At 62.2% G+C, this 23662-nt stretch carries 26 protein-coding genes; 14 read left to right on the top strand and 12 right to left on the bottom strand.

Annotated features, from left to right (window positions below; translation table 11 throughout):
- Positions 1 to 16 precede the first annotated feature (16 nt).
- Positions 17 to 784: an EF-hand domain-containing protein gene (locus HY852_RS26530; protein WP_291607902.1), complete on the bottom strand. Its 768-nt coding sequence runs from the start codon at positions 782 to 784 to the stop codon at positions 17 to 19.
- Positions 785 to 1042: 258 nt separating this feature from the next.
- On the opposite strand from HY852_RS26530, the gene rpe reads away from it, so the two are divergent.
- The 3 genes from rpe (at position 1043) to HY852_RS26515 (ending at position 2232) form a co-directional block, all read left to right on the top strand.
- Positions 1043 to 1744, top strand: a complete 702-nt coding sequence (gene rpe / locus HY852_RS26525) for a ribulose-phosphate 3-epimerase (RefSeq protein WP_291607899.1) — start codon at positions 1043 to 1045, stop codon at positions 1742 to 1744.
- A 152-nt stretch (positions 1745 to 1896) separates the two neighbouring features.
- Entirely contained in the window at positions 1897 to 2043 is a 147-nt protein-coding gene (locus HY852_RS26520; RefSeq protein ID WP_291607898.1) for a hypothetical protein, read from the top strand.
- Between the two features lie 3 nt (positions 2044 to 2046).
- A complete protein-coding gene (locus tag HY852_RS26515; protein WP_291607897.1) occupies positions 2047 to 2232 on the top strand; it encodes a hypothetical protein in 186 nt (61 codons plus the stop codon).
- 19 nt (positions 2233 to 2251) lie between these two features.
- Here the strand turns inward: HY852_RS26515 and HY852_RS26510 are convergent, their stop codons facing one another.
- On the bottom strand, positions 2252 to 3700 hold the full coding sequence (locus tag HY852_RS26510) for a bifunctional serine/threonine-protein kinase/universal stress protein (RefSeq protein ID WP_291607896.1): 1449 nt from the start codon (positions 3698 to 3700) through the stop codon (positions 2252 to 2254).
- 3 nt (positions 3701 to 3703) lie between these two features.
- A complete protein-coding gene (locus HY852_RS26505; protein WP_291607895.1) occupies positions 3704 to 4444 on the bottom strand; it encodes a metallophosphoesterase family protein in 741 nt (246 codons plus the stop codon).
- A 204-nt stretch (positions 4445 to 4648) separates the two neighbouring features.
- On the opposite strand from HY852_RS26505, the gene purB reads away from it, so the two are divergent.
- Both purB and HY852_RS26495 read left to right on the top strand, forming a co-directional pair.
- A complete protein-coding gene (gene purB / locus HY852_RS26500; RefSeq protein WP_291607894.1) occupies positions 4649 to 5956 on the top strand; it encodes an adenylosuccinate lyase in 1308 nt (435 codons plus the stop codon).
- 290 nt (positions 5957 to 6246) lie between these two features.
- Entirely contained in the window at positions 6247 to 6615 is a 369-nt protein-coding gene (locus HY852_RS26495) for a c-type cytochrome (protein ID WP_291607892.1), read from the top strand.
- A 95-nt stretch (positions 6616 to 6710) separates the two neighbouring features.
- Here HY852_RS26495 and HY852_RS26490 read toward each other — a convergent pair whose 3' ends face one another.
- Entirely contained in the window at positions 6711 to 7001 is a 291-nt protein-coding gene (locus HY852_RS26490) for a hypothetical protein (protein ID WP_291607891.1), read from the bottom strand.
- 366 nt (positions 7002 to 7367) lie between these two features.
- Here HY852_RS26490 and HY852_RS26485 point away from each other — a divergent pair, with 366 nt between their 5' ends.
- The 6 genes from HY852_RS26485 (at position 7368) to HY852_RS26460 (ending at position 12885) form a co-directional block, all read left to right on the top strand.
- Positions 7368 to 8717, top strand: coding sequence for an aspartate aminotransferase family protein (locus tag HY852_RS26485; protein WP_291607890.1), 1350 nt, complete (start codon positions 7368 to 7370; stop codon positions 8715 to 8717).
- Between the two features lie 52 nt (positions 8718 to 8769).
- Positions 8770 to 9411: an aspartate/glutamate racemase family protein gene (locus HY852_RS26480; RefSeq protein WP_291607889.1), complete on the top strand. Its 642-nt coding sequence runs from the start codon at positions 8770 to 8772 to the stop codon at positions 9409 to 9411.
- A 106-nt stretch (positions 9412 to 9517) separates the two neighbouring features.
- Positions 9518 to 10081 (top strand): hemerythrin domain-containing protein, encoded by a 564-nt coding sequence (locus tag HY852_RS26475; protein WP_291607888.1) that lies wholly within the window; start codon positions 9518 to 9520, stop codon positions 10079 to 10081.
- A 259-nt stretch (positions 10082 to 10340) separates the two neighbouring features.
- Positions 10341 to 11513 carry a M20 aminoacylase family protein gene (locus HY852_RS26470; RefSeq protein ID WP_291607887.1) on the top strand — a complete coding sequence of 391 codons (1173 nt, stop codon included), beginning with the start codon at positions 10341 to 10343 and terminating at the stop codon, positions 11511 to 11513.
- A gap of 99 nt (positions 11514 to 11612) precedes the next feature.
- Entirely contained in the window at positions 11613 to 12257 is a 645-nt protein-coding gene (locus HY852_RS26465; protein ID WP_291607886.1) for a GNAT family N-acetyltransferase, read from the top strand.
- A gap of 73 nt (positions 12258 to 12330) precedes the next feature.
- Entirely contained in the window at positions 12331 to 12885 is a 555-nt protein-coding gene (locus HY852_RS26460) for a DedA family protein (protein WP_291607885.1), read from the top strand.
- Between the two features lie 112 nt (positions 12886 to 12997).
- Here HY852_RS26460 and nrfD read toward each other — a convergent pair whose 3' ends face one another.
- The 8 genes from nrfD to HY852_RS26420 all read right to left on the bottom strand — a co-directional run bounded on the left by nrfD (position 12998) and on the right by HY852_RS26420 (position 21889).
- Complete coding sequence (gene nrfD / locus HY852_RS26455) at positions 12998 to 14188, bottom strand: NrfD/PsrC family molybdoenzyme membrane anchor subunit (RefSeq protein WP_291607884.1); 1191 nt, start codon at positions 14186 to 14188, stop codon at positions 12998 to 13000.
- A gap of 14 nt (positions 14189 to 14202) precedes the next feature.
- Positions 14203 to 14976 (bottom strand): 4Fe-4S dicluster domain-containing protein, encoded by a 774-nt coding sequence (locus tag HY852_RS26450; RefSeq protein WP_291607883.1) that lies wholly within the window; start codon positions 14974 to 14976, stop codon positions 14203 to 14205.
- Between the two features lie 11 nt (positions 14977 to 14987).
- A complete protein-coding gene (locus HY852_RS26445; RefSeq protein ID WP_291607882.1) occupies positions 14988 to 17453 on the bottom strand; it encodes a molybdopterin-dependent oxidoreductase in 2466 nt (821 codons plus the stop codon).
- Between the two features lies 1 nt (position 17454).
- The gene (locus HY852_RS26440; RefSeq protein ID WP_291607881.1) at positions 17455 to 18741 is read right to left on the bottom strand and encodes a 4Fe-4S dicluster domain-containing protein; all 1287 of its coding nucleotides are present in this window, start codon (positions 18739 to 18741) and stop codon (positions 17455 to 17457) included.
- A gap of 921 nt (positions 18742 to 19662) precedes the next feature.
- Positions 19663 to 19944 carry a carboxymuconolactone decarboxylase family protein gene (locus HY852_RS26435; RefSeq protein WP_291607880.1) on the bottom strand — a complete coding sequence of 94 codons (282 nt, stop codon included), beginning with the start codon at positions 19942 to 19944 and terminating at the stop codon, positions 19663 to 19665.
- A 59-nt stretch (positions 19945 to 20003) separates the two neighbouring features.
- A complete protein-coding gene (locus HY852_RS26430; RefSeq protein WP_291607879.1) occupies positions 20004 to 20585 on the bottom strand; it encodes an RNA polymerase sigma factor in 582 nt (193 codons plus the stop codon).
- Positions 20586 to 20711: 126 nt separating this feature from the next.
- Positions 20712 to 21542 carry an arsenite methyltransferase gene (locus HY852_RS26425; protein ID WP_291607878.1) on the bottom strand — a complete coding sequence of 277 codons (831 nt, stop codon included), beginning with the start codon at positions 21540 to 21542 and terminating at the stop codon, positions 20712 to 20714.
- Positions 21539 to 21889 carry a helix-turn-helix transcriptional regulator gene (locus HY852_RS26420; RefSeq protein WP_291607877.1) on the bottom strand — a complete coding sequence of 117 codons (351 nt, stop codon included), beginning with the start codon at positions 21887 to 21889 and terminating at the stop codon, positions 21539 to 21541. Before HY852_RS26420 ends, HY852_RS26425 begins: the two co-directional genes overlap by 4 nt.
- A 130-nt stretch (positions 21890 to 22019) precedes the next feature.
- Between HY852_RS26420 and HY852_RS26415 the strand changes: the two genes are divergently transcribed.
- Genes HY852_RS26415 through HY852_RS26405 form a run of 3 tightly spaced genes read left to right on the top strand, consistent with a single transcriptional unit; the run spans position 22020 to position 23635 of the window.
- Entirely contained in the window at positions 22020 to 22325 is a 306-nt protein-coding gene (locus HY852_RS26415) for a helix-turn-helix transcriptional regulator (protein ID WP_291607876.1), read from the top strand.
- Complete coding sequence (locus HY852_RS26410; protein ID WP_291607875.1) at positions 22322 to 23380, top strand: permease; 1059 nt, start codon at positions 22322 to 22324, stop codon at positions 23378 to 23380. The genes HY852_RS26415 and HY852_RS26410 overlap by 4 nt, the downstream gene beginning before the upstream one ends.
- A gap of 18 nt (positions 23381 to 23398) precedes the next feature.
- Positions 23399 to 23635: a thioredoxin family protein gene (locus HY852_RS26405; protein WP_291607874.1), complete on the top strand. Its 237-nt coding sequence runs from the start codon at positions 23399 to 23401 to the stop codon at positions 23633 to 23635.
- Positions 23636 to 23662 lie beyond the last annotated feature (27 nt).

Below are 23662 nucleotides of genomic sequence, written 5' to 3'. Positions count from 1 at the left end.
ACGATCGCTGCACAGCTCAGGCGGTGACAGAGACCGATGAGGCGGCGGAAGCGGAAAGGGCCTGCGCCTCGCGCTGGATCATTTTTTCGATCCAATTGTACGACGAAGTCGCCGAGCTCGAGGCGTTCGATGCCGCCGGCGTCGTCATCGACACCTTGCTGCCGTCGCCATATGTGATCGTCGTGGTGGTCGAGCCATCGCTGTTGGTCACCGAAGTGGAGGAGGCGCCCTTCAGCGCCTGCGGCAATGGATCGGAGTTCGAGCCGTCGTCGCCCGAACTCGGGCCGTTCGCCCCGTTCGCGCCGCCGGCATGGTGGTGATGATGGCCGCGACCCATCAAGGCCTTCGCCATTTCGTTCAGGCTGACGCTACCGTCGCCATCGGCGTCCAGCTTGCTGAAGACGTTGTCGGCGTTCGCGAGATTAGTGCCACCCGCCCCCAGCGCGTTCTCGAACTCTGATTTCGAGATCTGGCCGTCGCCATTGCCGTCGATCAGCGAGAACAGATCCTTTAACGAGTCCCACCGGTTGTTTGGCGGTGATGTCGGTTCGCCGCTCGAAGACTGGCCCTGCGCGGCGAGCAGCGCGCTCATGGTCTGCGGCGAGATGCCGTAGCCTGCCGTTCCGGAGGTAGAAGCCGATCCGCCGGCGGCTGCGCTTTCGATATCGAACGGGTTCGAGGGGCCGTGGTTGAAGCCGGTCTTTTGTCCTGACGATGATTTCGACTCAGTCAGCGACTGCAGCGCATCGATCGCGGAAGATACCGCGCCGAGAGCAAACAACATGGCAGAACTCCACCGGATGCCGCGCCATCACGGCCGGCAGCTTCCGCAAGGGGCGAGCAAGCGGCGTGCCATGGCAAAAAGCCCAATGAAAACGGCCTTTCCGGCCCTCGTATCGGGCGGAGAACACCGGCAATTCATGCCGCTGCGGCAAAATCTTCCCAGCCGGGCTGTGGCCCTGCTGCATTGCTCCGGCGCAAGGCGCATGTTAGGCGAAGCGGTTTTCGCAATGCTTCCAGAAACGGCTTTCGGAAGGCCCCCATGACCCAGCCATTCGCGCCCCGCCCTCTGGCTATCGCACCGTCGATCCTCGCCTCCGACTTCTCCAAGCTCGGCGAAGAGGTGCGCGCGGTCGACGCGGCCGGCGCCGACTGGATCCATCTCGACGTGATGGACGGGCACTTCGTTCCGAACATCTCCTATGGCCCCGCCGTCATCAAGGCGATGCGCCCGCATACCAGGAAGATCTTCGACGCGCATCTGATGATCTCGCCTTGCGATCCCTATCTCGAGGCTTTCGCCGACGCCGGCTGCGATCAAATCACGGTGCATGCCGAAGCAGGTCCGCATCTGCACCGCTCGCTGCAGGCGATCCGGGCGCTGGGCAAGAAGGCCGGCGTCTCGCTCAACCCAGCCACTCCGATCAGCGCCATCGAGTACGTCGTCGACATGATCGATCTCGTTCTGGTGATGTCAGTCAATCCCGGGTTCGGCGGCCAGGCCTTCATTCCCTCCGCGCTCGCGAAGATCCGCGACATCCGCGCCATGGCTGCGGGACGCGCTATCGACATTGAAGTTGACGGCGGAGTCGGACCGGACAACGCCGCCGCGCTTGCCGCTGCCGGCGCCAATGCGTTCGTCGCCGGGACCTCGGTGTTCAAAGGCGGCACGCAGGAATCCTACAAGACCAACATCGCCGCGATCCGCAACGCAGCGGCCGGCGCCCGCGGCGAAGCCATCTAGAGCTCATCGACCATTAATCGTCTCGTGGAACTCCGGCACGTTCCGCAGTTCCCATGCCCACCGCTAAAGTGCTGACCGTACTCGTCCGGTCTTCCCGGATTTGGTTGAATCGTTGCACAAGGTGCGCCTCCGATCTCATGGGAGTGCGCATCATGACGATGACCCTGATCTGGACTGGCATCGCGTTATGGCTGGGCCTGAACGCCGCAATCGCCGCCCGCTGCATCTATGTGGCCCTGCCGGCGAGAAATGACCGAAGTTCCGCCCGCGTTGTCCACCTGCAAAGACGTAGGGCTTGAGCCATGCGTACCAACATGAAGCCTCAGCCCAAACGCAGATGCCTTATGCCGCGGCGGCGGCATCCGGACCTGGATTTCTTCTTCCGGCGCTACGACCGGATCCGACGCGAGGCAGGCGTATGCGACGACGGCACCGAACCGGATTGTCACATCCGAACCACCGAAACCCTGCCGCTGCGCCGGCACTGACCGGCTCTTGCAGGATCGGTTACCCTGCAACTTCACCCGCTTCTGCGCCGGCGTGCTCATAGCTGGAGTGCGCCAGTTGCGGCGGGCGCACCACCGTCACGGTGCAGCCCGCCTCCGAGGCGACCTTGGCCGAGACGCTGCCGAGCAGCGTGCGCACCAGCGAATTCTGCCGCGCGCCGATGATGATGTGGTCGACGTGATTGGCCGCGGCGAATTCCAGGATCGATGTCGCCGGATCGACCGCCTCCAGCACGTGCACCGACAACCGGCTTTCGTCCAGCTTCAGCGGCGCGGCCCAGTGCTGTAGCGCCACCAGCCGGTCGACATGCTTGTTGCTGCCCTGCTCGTCCAGGGTGCGGTCGAGCGCGATGCGGCTCAGTCTCAGCACGTTGAGGCAGGCCAGCCGTGCCGCCGGCAGGGTTGCGAGAATGCGCTGGGTAGTGACGCGCAGCGCCTCGTTCAATTCCGGCGCGCCTTCGGCCATATCGAGTGCGACCGCCACGATCGGGCTCGATGCGAGTTGCGCGGCGACGTCCGATTTCGGCTTCGGCTGTATTGCACCCTGATTGAAGCGGCGCCGCCACACCGTGCTCAACGGGTCGCGCTTGAGCCGCTCCGATCGCGTGGTGAGCTTGACCTGGTCGGGATGGGTCAGGTCGAAGGCCAGTTGCGAGGCGGTCGGATAGCGCCACACCGGCTCGATCTCCAGGCAGCGCAGCACCACCTCCTGCAGCCACGGCGGATAGTCGGAGCGCAGTTTGCGCGGCGGGTGCGGATCGCGCCACAGCCGCCGCCGCATCGCGCGCAACGTCTCGGCCTCGCCGAACGGACGCTCGCCCGTGGTGAAGAAGTAGAGCAGCACGCCGAGCGAAAACAGGTCGCTGCGCGGATCGTCGCGCACGCCGAGCAGGCGCTCCGGCGCCATATAGGGCGCTGTTCCGTAAGGCAGGCGGAATTCCTCCTGCAGAAGGTCGGGCAGATGATTGTGGTGCGACAGCCCGTAATCGATCAGCACGGCCTCGCCGCTCGGGCGAAACATGATGCTGCTCGGCTTGATGTCGTGATGGATCACGTTCTGGCGGTGCAGATCGGCGAGCGCGGACGCGATCTTCGCCACCAGGAGGCGAGCCTCGTCGTAAGTCAGGGGCAGATCGGGCAGCCGGCCGTACAGCGTGTTGCCGGGGATGAGCTCCAGGACGATATAGGCTTGGCGAGAAAAACCGCCGGTCCCGAAGCACATCGGCACGTGCGGTCCGGCAAGCCGCGGCAGGATCATCTGCTCCATCTCGAAGCTGACGATCGCGGCCGGATCCTCGCCCTCGGAGACGCGCGGCACCTTCATCAGGAGCGGCATGTCGAAGTCGGGATGAGTGACGGTCCACAGCGTCGCCATGCCGCCACGGTGCACGCACTCACCGACGGTGAAGCCGTCGATGACCGCGCCGGATTTGATCAGCGATTTAGGCATCCTTCAGCGCCCCTGCCGCAGGCGTTCGGCGAGCCAATGCGGCAGGCCGTTCTCCCGGATCCGGTTCGCGGCGGTGTCGATGTCGTAAGGCACGCGGCAATAGGTTAGCTCGCCAGACTCGGTATCGAACATCGCGAACGCCGCGGCCGGATTGCCATCGCGCGGCTGGCCCACCGAGCCGAGCACGGCAAGCCACTGCCGGCCGCGGGTGAGCTGCACCGGCACGTCGGTCTTCGGCACGAAACCCGTCATCTTAGCCGTCACCGACATGGAATAGAGCGCGGGCCGGTGAATGTGGCCGCAAAAGGTCACGTGGGCGGACGTCGCAATCAGGCTGCGAGCGGCATCGGCCGTCGATCTCACATAGTTCCATCTTGCCGGGTTCGACGCCTCCGAATGCACGTACAGCCGGTCGTCGTCCTCGACGGATAGCGGCAGCTCGGCGAGGAAGCGCCGCTGCTCAGCTCCCAGCCGCCCCCTCGTCCACTCGATTGCCATCTGCGCCTCGGCGTTCATCCCCTCGCGGGAGCTGCCGACGGCGTTATCGTGGTTGCCCCGCACCGCCACCGCTCCCCTCTCGACCAGCCCCATCACGGTATCGACCACCCACTCCGGGTCGGCGCCATAGCCGACGAAATCACCCAACAGAAGGGCCTGCTCGGCACCGCGCGCGCGCGCGCCCTCAAGGCACGCGCTGAAGGCCTGCCGGTTGGCATGGATGTCCGCAAAAACTGCCAGCAGCACGCTTTCCTCCCTTTCAAGCCTAAGTGCCGCATCATTCGCCAGGCTTGAGGAACATCAAACACCATGCGCCAAAGCCGGCCGGTTTTCCACCTTGGGCCGGCCGCCGCGGGTGGCCTCTTCCGGTACGATCTGCTAAAGGGCGGCGTAAAAAACAATTGGCCGGAAGTCGCGCCGCGACCCGCCCCACTCTGCCCGGAGCCCTCGATGATCCCCCGTTATACCCGCCCGGAAATGGCCTCGATCTGGGAGGCGCAAACGCGTTTCAAGATCTGGTTCGAGATCGAGGCGCACGCGGCGGACGCGATGGCGGAGCTTGGGGTCATCCCCAGGGAATCGGCCAAGGCGGTCTGGGCCAGGGCCCGCGACGCCATTTTCGACGTGGCGCGCATCGACCAGATCGAGCGCGAGACCAAGCATGACGTCATCGCCTTCCTGACCCATCTCGCCGAGATCGTCGGCCCCGAGGCGCGCTTCGTGCACCAGGGCATGACCTCCTCCGACGTGCTGGATACCTGCCTCAACGTGCAGCTCACCCGCGCAGCCGACCTCCTTGTCGACGACGTCGACAAGGTCCTTGCCGCCCTGAAGAAGCGCGCCTTCGAGCACAAGATGACGCCGACCATCGGCCGATCGCACGGCATCCATGCCGAGCCCGTTACCTTCGGGCTCAAGCTGGCCTATGCCTATGCGGAATTCAGCCGTGCGCGCGACCGGCTCGTTGCCGCGCGCAAGGAGGTCGCGACCTGCGCGATCTCGGGCGCGGTCGGCACGTTCGCGCAGATCGATCCGCGTGTCGAAGCGCACGTCGCCAGGCAGATGGGTCTGACGCCCGAGCCGATCTCCACCCAGGTCATCCCGCGCGACCGCCACGCGATGTATTTCGCGACGCTGGGCGTCGTCGCCTCCTCGATCGAGCGCCTCGCCACCGAGATCCGCCATCTCCAGCGCACCGAGGTGCTCGAGGCCGAAGAGTTCTTCTCGGAAGGCCAGAAAGGCTCCTCGGCAATGCCGCACAAGCGCAACCCGGTGCTGTCGGAAAATCTTACCGGCCTCTCGCGCATGGTGCGCGCCTACGTGACGCCGGCGCTAGAGAACGTTGTGCTGTGGCACGAGCGCGACATCTCGCACTCCTCGGCCGAGCGCATGATCGGGCCGGACGCCACTGTCACGCTTGACTTCGCCCTGATCCGGCTGGCCGGCCTGATTGATAAGCTCCTGGTCTACCCCGCCAACATGCAGAAGAACCTCGACCGGCTCGGCGGCCTCGTCCACTCGCAGCGGGTCCTCCTGGCGCTGACACAGAAAGGCGCCAGCCGCGAGGAGGCCTACACGCTCGTGCAGCGCAATGCCATGCCGGTCTGGCGTGGCGAAGGCGACTTCCAGACCCTGCTCAAAAAGGACACCGACGTGAGGAAGTATCTCACCGAGGCCGACATCGAGGAAGAGTTCGACCTCGGCTATCATCTCAAGCACGTCGACACGATCTTCAAGCGGGTGTTCGGGGAAAGCTGAGAACTCGGGGGTTGTTGGAGGGGAACTCACACGGGCATTGCCTGGGAATGCCGCATCGCAACCTCCAGATTCCGGGCGGCCAAAGGGCCTGAGCCGGCTCGCCCCGAATATAGCGGATCAGGGTCAAGACAGCCGAAAATGTCTCTGTGATTGGCACATAATCGCTTCGCCCGTGTTGCTAGATTGAACCGGCGACAGCGATCATGCTCTTCGACAGACCGAAGTTCCCTCGCCCACACCGCCGTGCACCGAGGCGGCATTGGGCGCGCGCGCTCTCAGTGGCCGGTGGGATGACGTGCACGCTGTTGTCGCCCTCCTACGGACAGGAGCCGGCTCGGCAAGGCGCAGCCGAGTCAGGACAGCTGCTGTACAACAATGCCTGTCGGACCTGCCATACGACCAAGGAGGGCGACAATCGGCTGGGCCCTAACCTGCACAAGATCATCGGAAGGAAAGCCGGCTCGTTATCCGGTTACGGCTACTCCGCCGCGATGAAGGAAGCAGGCTTCGTGTGGAACGAGGAGAATCTTGACCGCTTCATCGCCAATCCCGATGAGGTGGTGCCAGGCCACAACATGAAGCCGTATGGCGGACTAGCATCCGCTGAGGAGAGAACACGGATAGTTTCCTTCCTGCGATCGGCCACGTCCGGCCAATGAGTGTTGACGGCGATGACGCTGCCGCGCCATCGTCTTCGCGGGTCACCTCTCCCGACTTCCAGCGCAAGACTAGCCGCCCGCAACGGCTCTCCAATCTAGCGTGGCATCGCAGCAGCAGCTTTGCCGAAGCCCATGGTCAACGCCTCGTCGGTTATTCTCGGGCGCGGAGACAAGACGGCGATGTGATGGGGAGAAGCCGGCATGCCGCCCAATGTCAGCGTTGGAGCAGGTGAAGCTTCCTCGATATTGGCCGATCCCATCACGGAAATCTGGTGTGCGGAGATCGGGAAGCCCATCCGTTCATAGGTGGGAAGCTCCGCAGCCGCTACAGCGGCGCCTCTCAGCATGAGCAACGTAATGGCTGCAGACACGAACAAGCGTTTCATGATGAATCTCCTTTGGATGAGGAATTGCCACCACGAATTCCGAAATGATCCTAATCCGCTAACCCCGCCGTCGCTGTGAGCCTGTTCACAGGTGCGGTAACTCTTGAATCGCAAGGGCTGATGGCTGAAGCGGCCTGTTGTCGATCCCCGCCCAGCCTGATTTGTCATCCTGCCTGGTTTGCTCGAGGCGCCGGCTGTAGCGAGACCTGGCAAAGCAAAACCAGGGCGGATTAGCCGATGGCAATCTGCCGTTGTCCCGTGACAACGCGGCGGGTTAGACTGGGCTAATTCTGCGCGCTATTCGCTCTTATCTGCCAGCAGAATGAATTTGCTGAGCCGCAATATGTTGCAGAGAAAGGTTGAACCATGGCCGCTCGACCAAGCCGCGTGCTGCACCGTAGCCTGCGCGAAACACCGCCCAAGGCGATCGGCGGCGAAGGCGTCTGGCTGATTGCCGAAGACGGCCGCCGGATCCTCGATGCCTCCGGCGGCGCGGCCGTTTCCTGCCTCGGCCATCAGCATCCGCGCGTGCTTGAGGCGTTATCCAGGCAGGCCTCGAAGATCGCCTATGCCCACACCTCGTTCTTCACCTCGGAGCCGGCCGAGGCGCTCGCCGACCAACTCGTGGGGGAAGAGCTCGGCGGGCTTGCCTATGCGTATTTCGTCAGCGGCGGATCGGAGGCGATCGAAGCCAGCATCAAGCTCGCGCGGCAATATTTTCTCGAGCGCGGCGAGCCGGAGCGCCAGCGCTTCATCGCGCGGCGGCAGAGCTATCACGGCAATACCCTCGGCGCGCTGGCGGCCGGCGGCAATGCCTGGCGTCGCGCGCCCTACGCGCCGCTGCTGTCACCCGCGTTCAGCCATGTGACGCCCGCATTCTCTTACCACGAGAAGAGCGAGGACGAATCTGAAGCCGGTTTCGTTGCCCGCCTTTCGGCCGAGCTTGAAGCAGAATTCGAGCGCCTTGGTCCGGCGACCGTTGCCGCGTTCATTGCGGAGCCGGTCGTCGGCGCCACCGCGGGATGCGTGCCGGCGCCCGAAGGCTATTTCCGCAGCGTTCGCGAGATCTGCGATCGCCACGGCGCGCTCCTCATCCTCGACGAGGTCATGTGCGGCATGGGCCGCACCGGGACAACGCATGCGTGGCAGCAGGAAGGCATCGCGCCCGACATCCAGGCCGTCGCCAAGGGGCTCGGCGGCGGCTACCAGCCGATCGGCGCGATGCTCGCGCGCGGAACGATCATCGATACCATCCGCGACGGTTCGGGCGCGTTCCAGCACGGCCATACCTATCTTGGGCATCCCCTCGCCTGCGCCGCCGCGCTCGAGGTGCAGAACATCATCCGCGACGAAAACCTGCTCGAGAAGGTCAAGGAACGCGGCAGGCAACTTGAGCAGCGGCTGACCGAACGCTTCGGCAATCACCGTCACGTCGGCGATATCCGTGGCCGCGGCCTGTTCCAGGCCATCGAGCTGGTGGCCGATCGCACCACGCGAACCTCCTTTGATCCCGGCTTCAAACTCCATCAGCGCATCAAGGCCGCGGCCTTCGCGAATGGCCTGGCGTGTTACCCGATGGGCGGAACGAAGGACGGCCGCATAGGTGACCACGTCGTGCTGGCGCCGCCCTATATCGTCACATCAGACGATATCGACCTCATCGTCGAAAAGCTCGGCACCGCCGTCGATAGCGCATTGCGGAGCATCGATCACTGAGACGGTTCACCTCGTCCCGCCCGCCGGGAGAATAGGTCCAAAGACTGCAACGATGCGCATCGCCCTCATCCACGCGCTGAAACATTCGGTCGCTCCGATCGAAGCCTCGTTCGCGAGGCTTTGGCCGGAGGCGCAGCTGATGAACCTTCTCGACGACAGCCTCTCCGGCGATCTGGCGCGCGAGGGCAGGCTCACCGACGCGATGAGCGAACGGTTTCTGAGGCTCGGTCGCTATGCGGCTTCGACCCGCAGCAACGCAATCCTGTTCACCTGCTCCGCCTTCGGCCCGTGCATCGAGGCGGTGGCCCGGGCGCAGGCGCCGATGCCGGTGCTCAAGCCCAACGAGGCGATGATCGAGCAGGCCGCGGCCAAAGGGCGCAGGATCGGCCTGCTCTCGACCTTCGCCCCGACGCTGGCGTCGATGCCGCGCGAGTTTCCCGCTTCCGTCGAGATCGTGCCCAAGCTCGCCGACGGTGCGCTCGTGGCGCTCGATCGCGGCTACCCTGCCGAGCACGATGCTCTGGTCGCCGAAGCCTCCAAGGAGTTGTGCGATTGCGACGTTATTGCGTTGGCCCAGTTCAGCCTGGCGCGGGCGGCTCCGCTCGTCGCCGAAGCAACCGGCTTGCCGGTCCTGACGACGCCGGACAGCGCCGTTCTGAAGTTGAGGCACCTTCTGCTCCCGGCGAAGGCCTGAATCGCCCCGGATCGGCCTTCACCCCCTCTTGGATTTGATCCAGCGCAAAGGCTGGCAGCATTCACAGTCCTAGTTTTGAACAGTGCACTGTGTGGATCGATTCAATATGATCATTGAGCTTCTAAGCCGAGAGCATCGAAATATCGAAAAGCTGCTCGCCATCCTCGAAAGGGAACTTGAGATTTTCGACCGCGGAGACCGCCCCGACTACGAGGTTATTCGCGCGATCCTTGATTATTTCGAAGTTTATCCGAAGTCATACCACCACCCCCAGGAAGACCTGGTCTTCGCCAAGCTTAAAATTCGCGATCCCGCCGCGGCGGCAAAGGTTGGCGATCTCGACCGCGAGCACCAAAGAGGCGCCGAACGCCTGCGCCGCGTCGCGGAAGCGGTCGACAGTATCCTCGCGGATCGCGAGGTTCTCCGGCAAGATGTCGACACCATCGTTCGTGATTTCATAGAGCAGGAGCGTCGTCACATCGTAATGGAGGATCGGGACTTCATTCCTGCCGCCGTCAAGGCATTGAAACCTGAAGACTGGTCGGAGATCGCTTCTGCCTCGACCCGTCATAAGAATCCGCTGTTCAGCGATGTCGCCGAAAGCGTGTTCAATGCGCTGAGAGTGCATATCCTGAAGCTGGAGCAAGAGGCTGAAGCCGAACGGCACTAGCCGACGCAGCTCCCAGCCTCGACGAACTGCACCCAACGCTGCGGGGTGCAAGGCCGTGCTGAACTCTTGGGCAGGCACAGCTCAACTCAAGGCAAGGGGCCCAGATGGGCTCCCATTTCTCTGTGGCATTGTCGTTCGAGCCCGACTTGCCCGATGGCGCGCTTCCGTTCATATTTGTGCGCACACCGCGCTCTGCCGGCCAATGTCGGCCAGCTTCTTCCCGCCCATTACTCTTTACAGCGAGCAGACGACACTTCTCATGCCCATCATCAATCGCATCGCCGCCCTCTCCGACGAAATGGCCGCCTGGCGTCATGATTTCCATGAGCATCCGGAACTGCTTTACGAAGTGCACCGCACCGCCGGGATCGTCGCTGACCGCCTGCGCGAATTCGGCTGCGACGAGGTGACGACGGGAATCGGGCGCACCGGCGTGGTCGGCGTCATCCGCGGCCGCAAGAGCACCTCCGGCAAGACGATCGGGCTTCGCGCCGACATGGACGCGTTGCCGATCGAGGAAACCTCGGGCCTCCCCTACGCATCCAAGACGCCGGGCCTGATGCACGCCTGCGGTCATGACGGGCACACCGCCATGCTGTTAGGGGCCGCCAAATATCTCGCCGAGACGCGCAATTTCGACGGCACCGCGATCGTCATCTTCCAGCCCGCCGAGGAAGGCGGCGCCGGCGGCAAGGCCATGATCGACGACGGACTGATGACGCGCTGGGGCATCCAGGAAGTCTACGGCATGCACAACATGCCGGGCGTTCCCGAAGGCCATTTCGCCATCACGCCGGGACCAATCCTCGCTTCGGCCGACAGCGTCGAGATTACGGTCCGCGGAAAAGGCGGCCACGGCGGCGCCGGCCCGCACAAGGCCGTCGACAGCGTGCTGATCGGTGCGCAGATCGTCAACGGACTGCAATCGATCGTGGCGCGCAACGTCGATCCGCTCAAATCGGCCGTGATCTCGATCTGCGAATTTCACGCCGGCACTGCCTTCAACATCATTCCGGAGACCGCCCTTTTGCGAGGCACGGTGCGCACGCTGGATCCCGAAGTTCGGAATCTCGTCGAACGCCGGATTGGCGAGGTCGCCGACGGGATCGCGCGCGCCCTGGGCGGATCCGCCGAGACGAAATACACGCGCATGTATCCGGTGACGATGAACCACGAGCGAGAGGCTGCCGTCGCGGCCGACGTCGCCCGCGACATCGTCGGACCCGAACGGGTGAACGAGCGAGTCGTGCCGCTGATGGGCGGCGAGGATTTCGCCTTCATGCTGGAGGAGCGTCCCGGCGCCTTCATCCTGCTCGGCATGGGTGACGGCAAGGAGTGCCATCACCCGGCCTACCAGTTCAACGACGCCATCCTCGGACACGGCGCCTCCTACTGGGTCCGCCTGGTCGAGAAGACCATGCCCGCGGGCTAGCTGACCATCGCGCTTGCAAGGTAGCCAACCAGGGGAAATCCACGTAGTCCGTTCGGCGCACGCCCGACCCTGCGCCGAAGTTGACGGATCTGCAGCCACATGAATCAAGGTCCACCGCAGGAATCCCGGATTAATGAACACATCGCGTATCGGCCCGCGCGACCCGAGGACAGCCGGGCCATCGCCCATCTGATTTGTCAGGCCGGAGGCGGTCTCTACGAGTTCCTGTTCAACGATTTGATTCCGTTTGTGAGCGCTCTTGACGTCGTCACGGCGGCCGTACAGACAGATGGCTCCCCGCTATCCCATGCGAATTGCTGGGTCGCGACCTGCGGGTCGGCCCAGATTGTTGGCGTGGCCAACGTATTTCCGGCTGACCTTATCAAGGAGGAACCGTTCGTTCCCTTCGCGTCGGATCGGTTGGCCCAGATTCGACCGCTGCTGCAATTGCAGGATTGGGGCAGCATGCTGCTCAATGCGATCGCCGTGGCCGACAACCATCGTGGCAGAGGCATCGGCACGAGTCTGCTCGACTGGGCCGAGATTCATACGGTGCAAGCCGGACTAAGCCGCCTGAGCCTTCACGTGTGGGCCGACAACGTCGCCGCTATCAAGCTCTACAGGGGTCGCGGATTTGTGGAAATCGGTTTTGCCAGGATTGCTCCACACCCGAGGCTGCAACACGTGGACGGCAGTCTTCTGATGCAGAAGAATAGGTTGCATCCGGCGGTTCAAGCCCCGTGACTTTCGCTGCATCTGGCGCACGGATGTGACAAGATGATCCTGCCCTGCATCCGCGACGAGGATCGGCAACGACATGTCCCTCGAAGAATTTAGCCGGCAAGTCATCGAGTTCGTGCGGGTTCACGAAGCTTGGGCAGCGCCGATAGTCTTTGCTCTGGCGTTCGCGGAATCGCTGGCCTTTGTCTCGCTGATCCTGCCGTCCTGGGCCGCCCTCGTGGGAATTGGCGCTTTGATGAAGGGCAGCGGTCTCGAGCTCGTCCCGGTCTGGCTGGCCGCCGGGATCGGTGCTGCCCTCGGCGACTGGCTCTCCTACTGGATCGGAGCCAAATGTAAACGGTCGATCATCCGGGCATGGCCATTCTCAAGGTATCCAGACTTGTTGCGTCGCGCCGAAGCGTTCATCAAGCGTTGGGGTGTACCGGCGATCTTCATCGGGCGCTTCTCCGGACCATTGCGAGCGTCCGTGCCCATTGCTGCGGGAATTCTGAACATGTCTTACTGGCCATTCCAGCTTGCCAATTTCAGTTCCGCGTTCGTTTGGGCGGCGGTCCTCCTGATGCTCGGCGATGTCGGCGCCACGATCACCACGTGGTTGTGGGATCATGTTTTGGCGAAGCTCTGGACGTAAGGAAAGCTTCTGCGCGGAGGGGCTGCTGAGATCGCGGCGTGCAGCGGTGATGATGCCGTCGCAATTGGTGTGGAAGGGGCGGCTTCCACTGCGGTCCCCGCCCCTGCCGCAATCAACTCCGGCCATTCTCGACGAATTCTGTCTCGGATAACCTCAAGAGCCAGTTTCCGGCCCCATAGAGCAGAAGGAAGACACCGCAACCGGCTGGAATCAGCATCCATTCCGTCATCGATGGCCAGTATTCGACATAGCCTGCCCAGTAGCCTTTGAAGAGCGGCACCTTCTGGCCGATGATCAGAAATTCGAGACGGGCGCAGAAGATGCCGATGTTAAAGAGCGATGCCGCGACAAACTGGATCATCGGAGCGCGACGTATCCGGTCAGAAACCATCAGCGCCGTCGGGATGAGCAACCCAGCGATGATCTCGATCCAGAAGAACGGGGAGCTTAGTTCCAGCCAGTTCGCTTCCATGCCCTCATAGTTGCTCCACAGCCCGGTAATTACTTGCCCGGCACGCATTCCCATCACGGCCAGCAGCACGACGAAGAACAAGCGCGGCAAGATCTCGTGGTACAGATGGTCGACGTTTGGTGCAGTGGTCTTGTCCCGCGGCAGCAGACTCGTGAAGAACAGCAGGAACGAGACCGCCGTCGCGAAGCCGGTGAGGATGAAGTACATCGGCATGATGTTGCTGTACCAGGCCGGCCGCATCGCCATCATGCCGAAGACGAGGCCAAGCGTGCCTGGCGCCAGGATGCACACGACGAACGAGAGTTTGGCAACGAAGTGGCTGAGGCGGCTGTGCCAGTCGCCCACGTGGATCAGATAGAACTTGACGAACAGCAGCACCAGATCGATCGAGTACAGGACCCCCATCCACCACATCGGTGAGCGAACCTGGAAGCTGAACGGCAGAGACCACAGCATCCGGAAAGGTCGCCCGATTTCGAGGGCCAGTATCGAAAACCCGGCGATCAGGCAGATCAGGGACAGAAACACGGCCCGCTTGGCGACCGGATAGAACACGTGCAAGCCGAAGACGCTGTCGAGGGATGCCACGATCGACAGGCCTGAAGATGTCAGAAGGAAAAACAGATAGAACGCGATCGGTGCTCCCCAGGCCATGTCGCTCGACGTGTTGAAGGCGGCATGCCCTTGCTCCATGAGATTATAGAACACGTATGCCAGGCCGACGGCCCCCGTCAGAGCTCCGACAACCATCAGAGCGAGGTCCATACCGGCCGGCGTCTTGCGGAAATCAGCATAGCGCGCCAAGGCGTCGCTGTAGGTGGCGCTCGTCATAGCTCACTCCATTCTCAGGTTTCCGGCGATTGTTTGGGCTTCCGAACGCTTCGCGTTTCGGGAATGACTGGCGCCTCGCCAGCCAAATAGTACACTTGCGGTCGGTTGCCGGTTTGATCGAGCAATCGGGTGCCCCGCTTCTCCGCGATCAACTTCCGAACGTTGCTTTCGGGGTTGTCCAGGTCACCAAAATACCGGGCGCCCGGCGCGCAGGTCACGACGCACGCCGGCGTGAACTTCCGCGTAGCGGGGTCATTCGGATCAAGGTCTTTCAGGCCCGTCGGCGCTTTGCTCGTCCGGTGATAGCAGAACGTGCATTTCGAAACGACGTTCTTCGGCTGAACGCCGACGCCGTGTTTCGGATCCTGCACCTGCTCCGGCATCTTGTACGGCGGATCCCACACCTTGTCGCCCTTGGCGGGGAAGACGTCGCGGATATCGGGTTGCGTTTTCTGCTTCTCCTCGGCGTAGAAGCGAACGCCATACGGACAGGCGATCATGCAGTACTTGCAGCCGATGCACCTCTCCCAGTCTATCAAGACTGCGCCGTTCTCCGCCTTGTACGCAGCCCCGGTCGGACAAACCGCTACGCACGACGGATTTTCGCAATGCATGCACGGTCGCGGAAGCCAAGTCAGCTTGCCGCTCGGATACTCGCCTTCACTATAGAACAGGACGTCCTGCCACATCTCTCCGGGCAGACGACAGTTCTCCATCTGACAGGCGGCGGTACAAGCCTGGCAGCCCGTGCATTTCTCAAGGTCGATGACCATTCCCCAGCGTGGCATGGCTGCTTCTCCTATGCTTTCTCGACGGTAACCAGGGTCGAATAGTTGCTGGTCAGACCGGAGATCGGATCAGAAACATTTGGAATTATCGCCGAGGCGTTCTCGCCACGGTTCTTGGCCCATCGACCCTGAGCCCAGTGGCCGAAGCCGAACGGCAGGACGATCGTGTCCGGCCGCGCCGCCGGCGTCAGATGCACGCGTGCAGTGATAGATCCAATGTCCGACTTGATGCGGACAAGATCGCCATTCTTAATGTGTCGCGCCTTGGCAGCCTTCGGATGCATCTCGAGGAACATCTCGTTGCGTCCTCCGGATACGGGCTGATAGATCGAGATCGCCTGCGGAATGTTGGCGCTCCGTCCTTCCGCGTGGATCGGCGTTTTCGGCGTCACCAGGAACAGGTCACCCTTTCCCGAATAGTTGGGAGGAAGCCATTGCGGGAAGCCGACCCGGTCCTTGGGAACACCAAGCTTTGCGTTCACGAAGTCGGCGTAACGCTCGAGATAGGAGGACCGGAGCTCGAACTTGCCCGATTCCGTCATGAACAGCTTCTTCTTCACGTCCTCCGGCGTCATGGGCTTGCGATAGTCCGAGCCATCCCATTCGAAGAACTCGCCGTTGATCTGGCGCCACGAATAGGGCTTCCTGTACCAGACGCCCTTCTCGACCCAGGTGTCGAAGCTGTTGACGCCGTTGTCGCCCGGATTCTTCTCGAAGCCCTTCGCCAATGCCCGGATCACGTTCTCCACGTTGCCGACCTGGCGATAGTATTCGCCCATCTTGCCGTTGATACGCTTGCCGATCTCGATGAGGGTATCGCCGAACACTTTCGTTTCGTGTACCGGCTTCACGGCCGGCACGCGCAGTCCCGCTAGAGGGAAGCCCTGGAACGGATAGGTTGGCGTGTCCTGCAGCCGCTCCAGATACGTATGGTCAGGCACGATCAGATCGGCGAACATTGCGGTTTCACCGGGAAATGGCGATGTTTCGATCACGAAGATGTCCTGCAGCGCACGCTCCCAGCGCGTGCAATCGGGCGTCGAGAACATCGGATTGGTCAGGTAGAACATCAGGGTGTCGAGCTTGTAGGGCTTGCCTTCCATGTGGAAGTCGGGAATGCCCTGAATCATGTTGGACCATAGCGGTCCTTCCGAGGTCTTCACGCGATCGATCCGCGGAAGCTTCCTGGCGCTGGCGGCCTTTGCGGCCTCGTCGATATAATCGTCCACCTTCCAGGGAAGCGCTCCATAAGGCACGCCCATCTGGTTCGCGAGGCCGCCGACAGCATACATCGAGCCGACCAAGGCGTTGAGCGCGTGAATGCTCATGCCATTGTAGATAGCGTTAGTGTGCGTTGTCGGTCCCCGCTCGAAGATCGCCATCGCGGGCCTCGTCGTACCGAACTCGTGCGCGACCTTTACGATGTCCGCGGCGGGAATGGTCGTGATGCCGGCCGCCCATTCGGGCGTGCGATCCTTGACTTCAGCGTTCCACCACTCGATCAGTCCCTTCGTCCACCGTTCGGTGAACGTCGAGGGATCCAAGGTGGCGCCGGCCTTGAACAGGTTCTTTCCTTCGCCAAAGTCGCCGACAAACTTTTTGTCCCACAGTCCTTCGGTCAGGATCACGTGCGCGATCGCGAGCGCGAGCGCCCCGTCCGTTCCGGGCTTCACCAGCAGCAGATGGTCCGCGGCCGCCCCCGTCGTGGTGACCCTGATATCCACCACGGTGACCTTGGTCCGGGGCGCCTTTGTGCGCATGTACCCCCACGCCTGCATGTTGGCATTCAAGGGCCGATACGCTTCGAGAAATGCCGCTCCGAAGTTGAGAAGGTAGTTGGTATTGCGATAGTCGTAGGAGTTATAGGCGTAATTTCCGTCCATCAATTGCTTGGCACGCTTGCTCGCGTCCGAACACATGGAGGAATGGCCGAGCGTCGCATTCGGCGTGCCGAACAATTTGCCGAAATTGTCTGTCAGCCCGGCATCGCTGTTGCCCCATCCACGGCCGGTCAGGAGCGCGAACCGATGCTGCTCCCCCTTCTCGCGCAGGGCGTTCAACCGCGCAGCGATGGTGGTGAGCGCCTCGTCCCAGGATATCCGCACGAATTTCGGATCTTCGTTGCGCCCCTTCTTGGGATTGGTGCGCTTCATCGGTCCGGGAAAGCGGTCCGGATCGTACAGGATGTATGTGCCGAAATGCCCTTTGGGACAGAGTTTGCCGTTCGAGATAGGATGATCCAGCGTGCCATAGATCGCATGCACTTTGCCGTCCGTGACGTAGACGTCGATTCCGCAGCGCGCCGGGCATTGATGGCAGACATTCTTGACGATCTTTGTCTCCGACTTGGCCGGAGTACCGGCCGCCTCGGCTTGCGGCGGTTCGGTCAATACGTTGCCTACTGCGCCAGCGACGCCCGTTACAGCGGTGGCCTGGAGAAACTTACGCCGGTTCGTGGTGAATTCGTTCTCGCCCATCTTAGCCCTCCTCGCCCGCGCGCGCGGGCATTGGATCCGCATGAACAGCCGGCCGTAGCCTCATGGCCGACAACTCCTGCATGACTGCCATTGATTTCGTACAACTCGGACAGAAGGGATCGCCGGCGGTTTGCGGGAAGCTGTCCCCGCAACCGGGACACACAGCCGTCGGCCGCGAGGATACGATCACCTCGCTCCTGACCACGGCGCCGTCACCTTCCGGCCAAAGGCTCAGCGCTTTGTTTGCGCAGTTTCGCTCGCACAGCCCGCAAGCGGTGCATTTCATCGCCTCGAAATGAAGCTCCAATCGGTCGTTGGTGCGTTCAACCCGCAGTGCGCCGGTCGGGCACACGGCTGCGCAGATACCCTTCAAATCGCAACCGTCCGCAACTTTCACCGACGGCATCAGCGTGCGCGGGAACGGCCGCTCATAAGCGCTCGCAAGAGCGCCCATCGACTCCAGCATTCGCTGCCGTTTGTGCGGTGTGACGTACCCCCGACCGAAGACTATGCGCCGCGATTCCTCTCGCGAAGCCGGCTTTGCCGCCAAGCCGGTGAAGCGCCTCAAGAAGTCCCGACGCCCGACCTGCTTGTCCGGCCGCAGGGAAGCAACGATCGGCTGCGCCAGGTCGTTCGACAAGAACCTTGTTTCGACGGTCAGCCTGTCCCCGAGAGACGGTTCGACAGAATTAAGTAAGGACCGCGATTCATCGAGCGCAGACCGCCAAGGCGCAGCGCATTGAGCTACCGCGCACTGCTCGCACCAGCCGTGATCGATGAGAGTGACGTCCCTTTTGGAATCAGCCGCGACGGCGTCGAGAATGTCGACCGCCGTCAAACCGCCAAGACACGAGACAACAATTGCATCGGGATCGCGATCAGCCGGCGCAACACGACGACATTCAAGCAGAATGGAGTCGCCGGCTAAATTGTCAGCGAGTGGCGAGCACCCGTCGACCTGTAACGCCCCGGTCGGACACTCGGCTGCGCAAAGACCGCACCCTACGCAACGATCGGGCTCAATGTTGATCGACCATTCGGTTCCGGTAAGGGCCGCAGCTGGACATACCTCGCGGCACACGCTGCAACGGGAACCTGGCCGGCGCACGATGAGGCAGGCTTCGGATGCAAACCGAACCGGCTCGTTGGGAGCGAACTTCTCAAAGCTCGCAGTGATGAGCTGGTTGTTATGCATCGTTTCCCCCTGAGTCGAAGGTTGATCCCCTACGACCTTTGTCGCATTGCGCCAGATCAAGAACTCGATCTTCGCGAAGACGGCGGCCGCCATGCGTTCGGCGCATCGTTAGATCTCGATATATGAACATACAGATTGCGTTCAGTTTCGGCGCAGAGAACGCGGCTGCGCATGGCTACCGCTGCTGCGGGCGGAGTCGACGGCACAGCGGTAGCGAAATTGGCCGCTTGGCTGACCGGCTTCGTATGATCTGTTCAGCGTTCGACGTGCGCGAGTTTTGTTGAACGCGAGCAACGCAATTAATGCATCGTTTACCGTTCCAGAATGGACACAAATATTCTATCTTCTCGTCTGCAGTAGCCATGCTGGCGTAATCGACACTGCGTGCCGGTCCTGAACGCAGACCTTCTCACAATTCCGTAACGCGGAAGAATCAAGCGACGAAGGATGAAAGCAGCTTCGAACGCTGCACCAGGCAAACGATTCGCTGCGCGTCATCGCCGGACGTTTCGCTCGGATTTACAACGTCCGTATTTTCCCGGGTTGAGGCTGCTGGGATTGCAGAGGTCACTTCGTCGGGCCGATCTTGAATTGGCTGATGATCATCGGACGATGCTCTTTAGATTCGTTCCCGGAGGTAGTTTGAGACCATTGGGCTGATCGATCTGAAAAAGGTCGTTTCGTCGATCACGCCCCGCCTCCTTGATTTCTGCCGGCAGGCGAGCGCGGTCTCGAATGGGCGCATTCCGATGCCGCCGCGGGCAGCGGCGCGCGCCGGATGGATCTCCGTCAGCAGTCCTGATTTTCGGTACCGTGCACCCGAACAGCAGCGCGCCCACGATGTCATTGAAGACGATGGGGAAGTTCGCCGGCGCCCAGAATGAAAGGACCTGCATCCGAGGGCCCATGAACCAGGTCCCCGGGTGCAAGATCAGTGTCGAGCCGAGCCGATGCGGCGCGACAGGTCCGGCGCGTTGCAGGACACGGCTCGACACGCCTATTCAGCGTCACGGCTCAGCCGGGTGTTGCTGCTTCGACGGTGCCGGCCCCGCAGCAGCTGTCCGCCTGCTTGCGTACGGCGGATCGCTCGCCCATGAGCTCATTCACCAGTCGGTCGATGCTCCCGTGCGCCCCCGCTCGTATTGATTTTCCGACCTCGACGGCTTGAGCGATCTCGTCCTCAGGGACGCCTTGGTCGCGGGCTTTCTTGGTGTGATATTCGAGACAGGTATGACAATTGGCGCCGATGGCGGTGCCAATGGCGATCAGTTCACGAATGCGGTTGTCGAGTTGCATGACGGGTCTCCTTTCCCGCTGCTATTGACGAGCCGGGGCAACGAAAGGATACAGCGGCGTCATGAATGGGATGGAGCGGCCGCCGCTTTTCGGTCGCAGGCGAGTTCGGTCGATGGGGTTCGGTAGAAATCGCACCCGCTCTCGAGCCGCAGCTTGAGCTCCCGTCGCGCGCGGTGCAGTCGTATCTTGATCGTATCCAGGCTCAACCCGAGCATCTCCGCGATCTCCCGGTTCTTGAGACCCTTCAGCTCGCTCATTCCCAGCACGACCCGATAGCTGTCCGGCAAGGTGTCGACGAACGTGGCGATGCACGCATTCATTTCACCCCGGATAATTGAAGTCTCGATGGAGCATGCCATGTCGTCGGCCGCGAGATCGATCATCTCATCGGCCTGCGCCGCCGACTCGGAAGCTGCCCGCGCGCGCATGCGATCGAGGGCTGCATTGGTCGCGATGCGATAAATCCACGTCGAAAGCGATGCCTCGCGGCGAAAATGCTTCAATCCGGCATGGACCTTCGCGAACACGTCCTGGCAGAGATCCTCGGCATCGTTTGGACCGACCATGCGGCTCAGATGCCGAAGGAGCTTCGGACGATATTCGGCATGAATCTCTGCAAAAGTTGAATTGGCGTCCGCCATCTGGGCCGTCCTGATGTGGCACGGAGGAGAATGCGGGGTGACCTGTGACTCGTCAGCCGGCAAATCAGGGTTCTGGCGGATGGGGCGAACCCGCGTGGAGCGCCCCATCCGCAACCGCGGGCTCGGCTATCCGCAGCAGCGCGATGCGGCGGCGGCTCCCGGCTTCACAGCGCGAACGAAGGCGCTCATGATTTTTCCGTCAAATGTCTTTGCGATCGCGTCAACGTCCACGCCCTTGCCGCTCAGGAATTCACGCGCGTCCTCGGCGCGATAGACGCGGGTCGGTTCGATCCCGATGCTCTCAAAGCCCGCTGCGGCCAGTTTGGCGCGGTAATCGTTCTCTTCGAGAGCGCCCGCGATGCAGCCCACCCAGAGGAGAACGTCGCGCCGCAGCTGCTCGGGTATCTGGCCGCGGGTGACCACGTCCGAGACCGCGAAGCGGCCGCCCGGCTTGAGAACCCGAAACGCCTCGCGCAGGACGCGGTCCTTGTCGCCCGACAGATTGATGACGCAGTTCGAGATGATGACGTCCACGGAGTTGTCCGGAAGCGGAATGGCCTCGATTTCGCCTTTGAGAAACTCGACATTCTCGACTCCCGCCTTGCGCTGGTTCTCGCGCGCGAGGGCGAGCATCTCGTCCGTCATGTCGAGCCCATAGGCTTTTCCGGTTGGTCCGACCCGCCGTGCCGACAGCAGCACGTCGATGCCGCCGCCTGAGCCGAGGTCCAGAACCGTTTCTCCTGCTTTCAGTTCGGCAAGAGCCGTCGGATTGCCGCAGCCAAGCGAAGCTAGTACCGCAGCCTCGGGCAGCTCGCCCGTCTCCTGGACGCCATACAGGTTCGATGTGATCGGGCTCGCGCCCGCGACCGCCGTGCTGCCGCAGCAGCCACTGCCGACGCGGCGGGCGGCTTCTGCGTACTTCTCGCGAACGGCTTCCTTGATGTTTGCTTCCGTCATGACGCTCTCCTCGTACAAGTTACGGCTTCGGGTTTGATGGCTTTGTTGCGCGTGCAGCACTCCGCAAACAGAAAGCCCAGGATCTCCTGCAGGGCGGCAGTGTTGGCCTTGCAGCGCAGGAACGTGCTCTCGCGTTGAACGGAAACGAGGCCCTCGTTCTTCAGCTTGTCCAGGTGATGCGAAAGGGTCGATGGCGGGATGCCGAGCTCGGCACCGATCTCGCCCACGACCAGCCCGTCGGGATGCGCGCCCAGGAGCAGTCGAATGATACGCAGCCGCGGCTCGGTGCCGAGAGCGGCCAGCATGTCGGCGTAACGTGCGAGTTGGTCTTCAACAGGATCGGCCATGAGCACCTCTTTCCATAGTTCTATAAATGTAGAAATATCGAATGTCAATACCGGATTGTCGCGCGCTGCCCTTGACCAAGCGGGGCTCAACCTGCATATGCATATGCGGTTATGCGCATAGGCACATGTTATGAAGAACCCCATCAATCCCGTCACGATTCTATCTGCCCTTGCAGAACCGACGCGTCTGAAGGCCCTTCGGCTGGTGTGGGATGGGCGCGAGCACTGCGTCTGCGAATTGATGCGGGAGCTCGGCGCCACTCAATCGCGCATGTCCCGTCACATCACGGCGCTCAAGCTTGCCGGCCTCGTGGTCGATCGCCGCGATGCGCAGTGGGTTCGCTATCGCCGCGCACCGAATCTTCCCCGGGAAGTCGTCGCCCTTGTTGATGCTGCGCTGGCGATGCCCGCAATAGATGAAAGGCATGCCGCATGAGCTTCGACTCGATGTCAGAACGTGCGGTGGATGCGCGCCCTTCGACCGCAAGGTGGATCGGATGGACGGTCGCTGCTCTCATTGCCTGGGGCATCATTTACAGCCAGCTCGTTCCGTTCTCGGCGTGGGTGACCGCAGCCACCCGCATCGATCCCAACAGTCATCTCGGCGAGGCCGTAAGCTTCTTCGCCTACGATACGCCGAAGGTTCTCATGCTGCTCGCCCTCGTTGTGTTCGGCATGGGCGTGGTGCGCAGTTTCTTTTCGCCGGAGAGGACCAAGATCCTGCTTGCCGGCAAGGGCCAGGGGATCGGCAACGTGCTCGCCGCATCGCTTGGTATCGTTACCCCCTTTTGCTCCTGCTCCGCCGTGCCGCTGTTCATCGGCTTCGTCAGTGCCGGTGTGCCGCTTGGGGTCACCTTTTCGTTCCTGATCTCCGCGCCGATGGTGAACGAAGTTGCACTCGGCCTGCTGTTCGGACTCCTCGGATGGAAGGTGGCGCTCACATATCTCTGCTTCGGCCTTGCCGTTGCCATCGTCTCCGGCTGGATCATCGGCCGGCTCCATCTCGATCTTTGGCTGGAGGATTGGGTTCGCAACATTCGTGCGGCCGCGGTCGATCTTCCGGCGGAAGAACTCTCGGCCATCGATCGCATCAAGGCGGGCATCGAGGCCGTGTACGACATCGTCGGCAAGGTCTGGCCTTGGATCATTGCCGGCATCGCCGTCGGCGCCTTCATCCATGGTTATGTGCCTGCAGACCTGCTGGCAACCATCATGGGGCGCGACGCATGGTGGTCGATACCGGCGGCGGTCGCGATCGGAATCCCCATGTACTCCAATGCAGCCGGTATTATCCCGATAGTCGAGGCACTGCTCGCAAAGGGCGCCGCGCTCGGAACCGTACTGGCGTTCATGATGTCCGTGATCGCGCTATCGCTTCCGGAGCTGATCATCCTGCGCAAGGTTTTGACAATCCGACTGATCGCCGTGTTCGTCGGTGTGGTCGGAAGCGGCATCCTCGGCGTCGGCTTTCTTTTTAACTTTCTCTTCTAGCGCCCACGGAGAAACCCCATGAAAGAGGTGAAGGTCCTTGGCCCCGGCTGCAAACGCTGCGTCGCCACAGCCGAGATGATTCAGAACGAGGCCGACAAGCTCGGCGTGGCTGTCAGGGTTGAGAAGGTGACCGACTATGCGGCCATCGCCGGCTACGGTATCGCCTCGACGCCGGGTGTCGTCATTGACGGCAAGGTGGTGCATGCGGGCGGTCTGCCCAAGCCCGATGACCTCGCCCGCTGGCTGACAGCTTGAACACGCTTGAGCGGAATTGACCAGACC

This window comes from Bradyrhizobium sp. (assembly GCF_016213215.1).
Taxonomy (GTDB): domain Bacteria; phylum Pseudomonadota; class Alphaproteobacteria; order Rhizobiales; family Xanthobacteraceae; genus Bradyrhizobium.
Note: the sequence above shows the minus strand (reverse complement) of the source record. Positions and strands in the feature narration are given on the sequence as shown.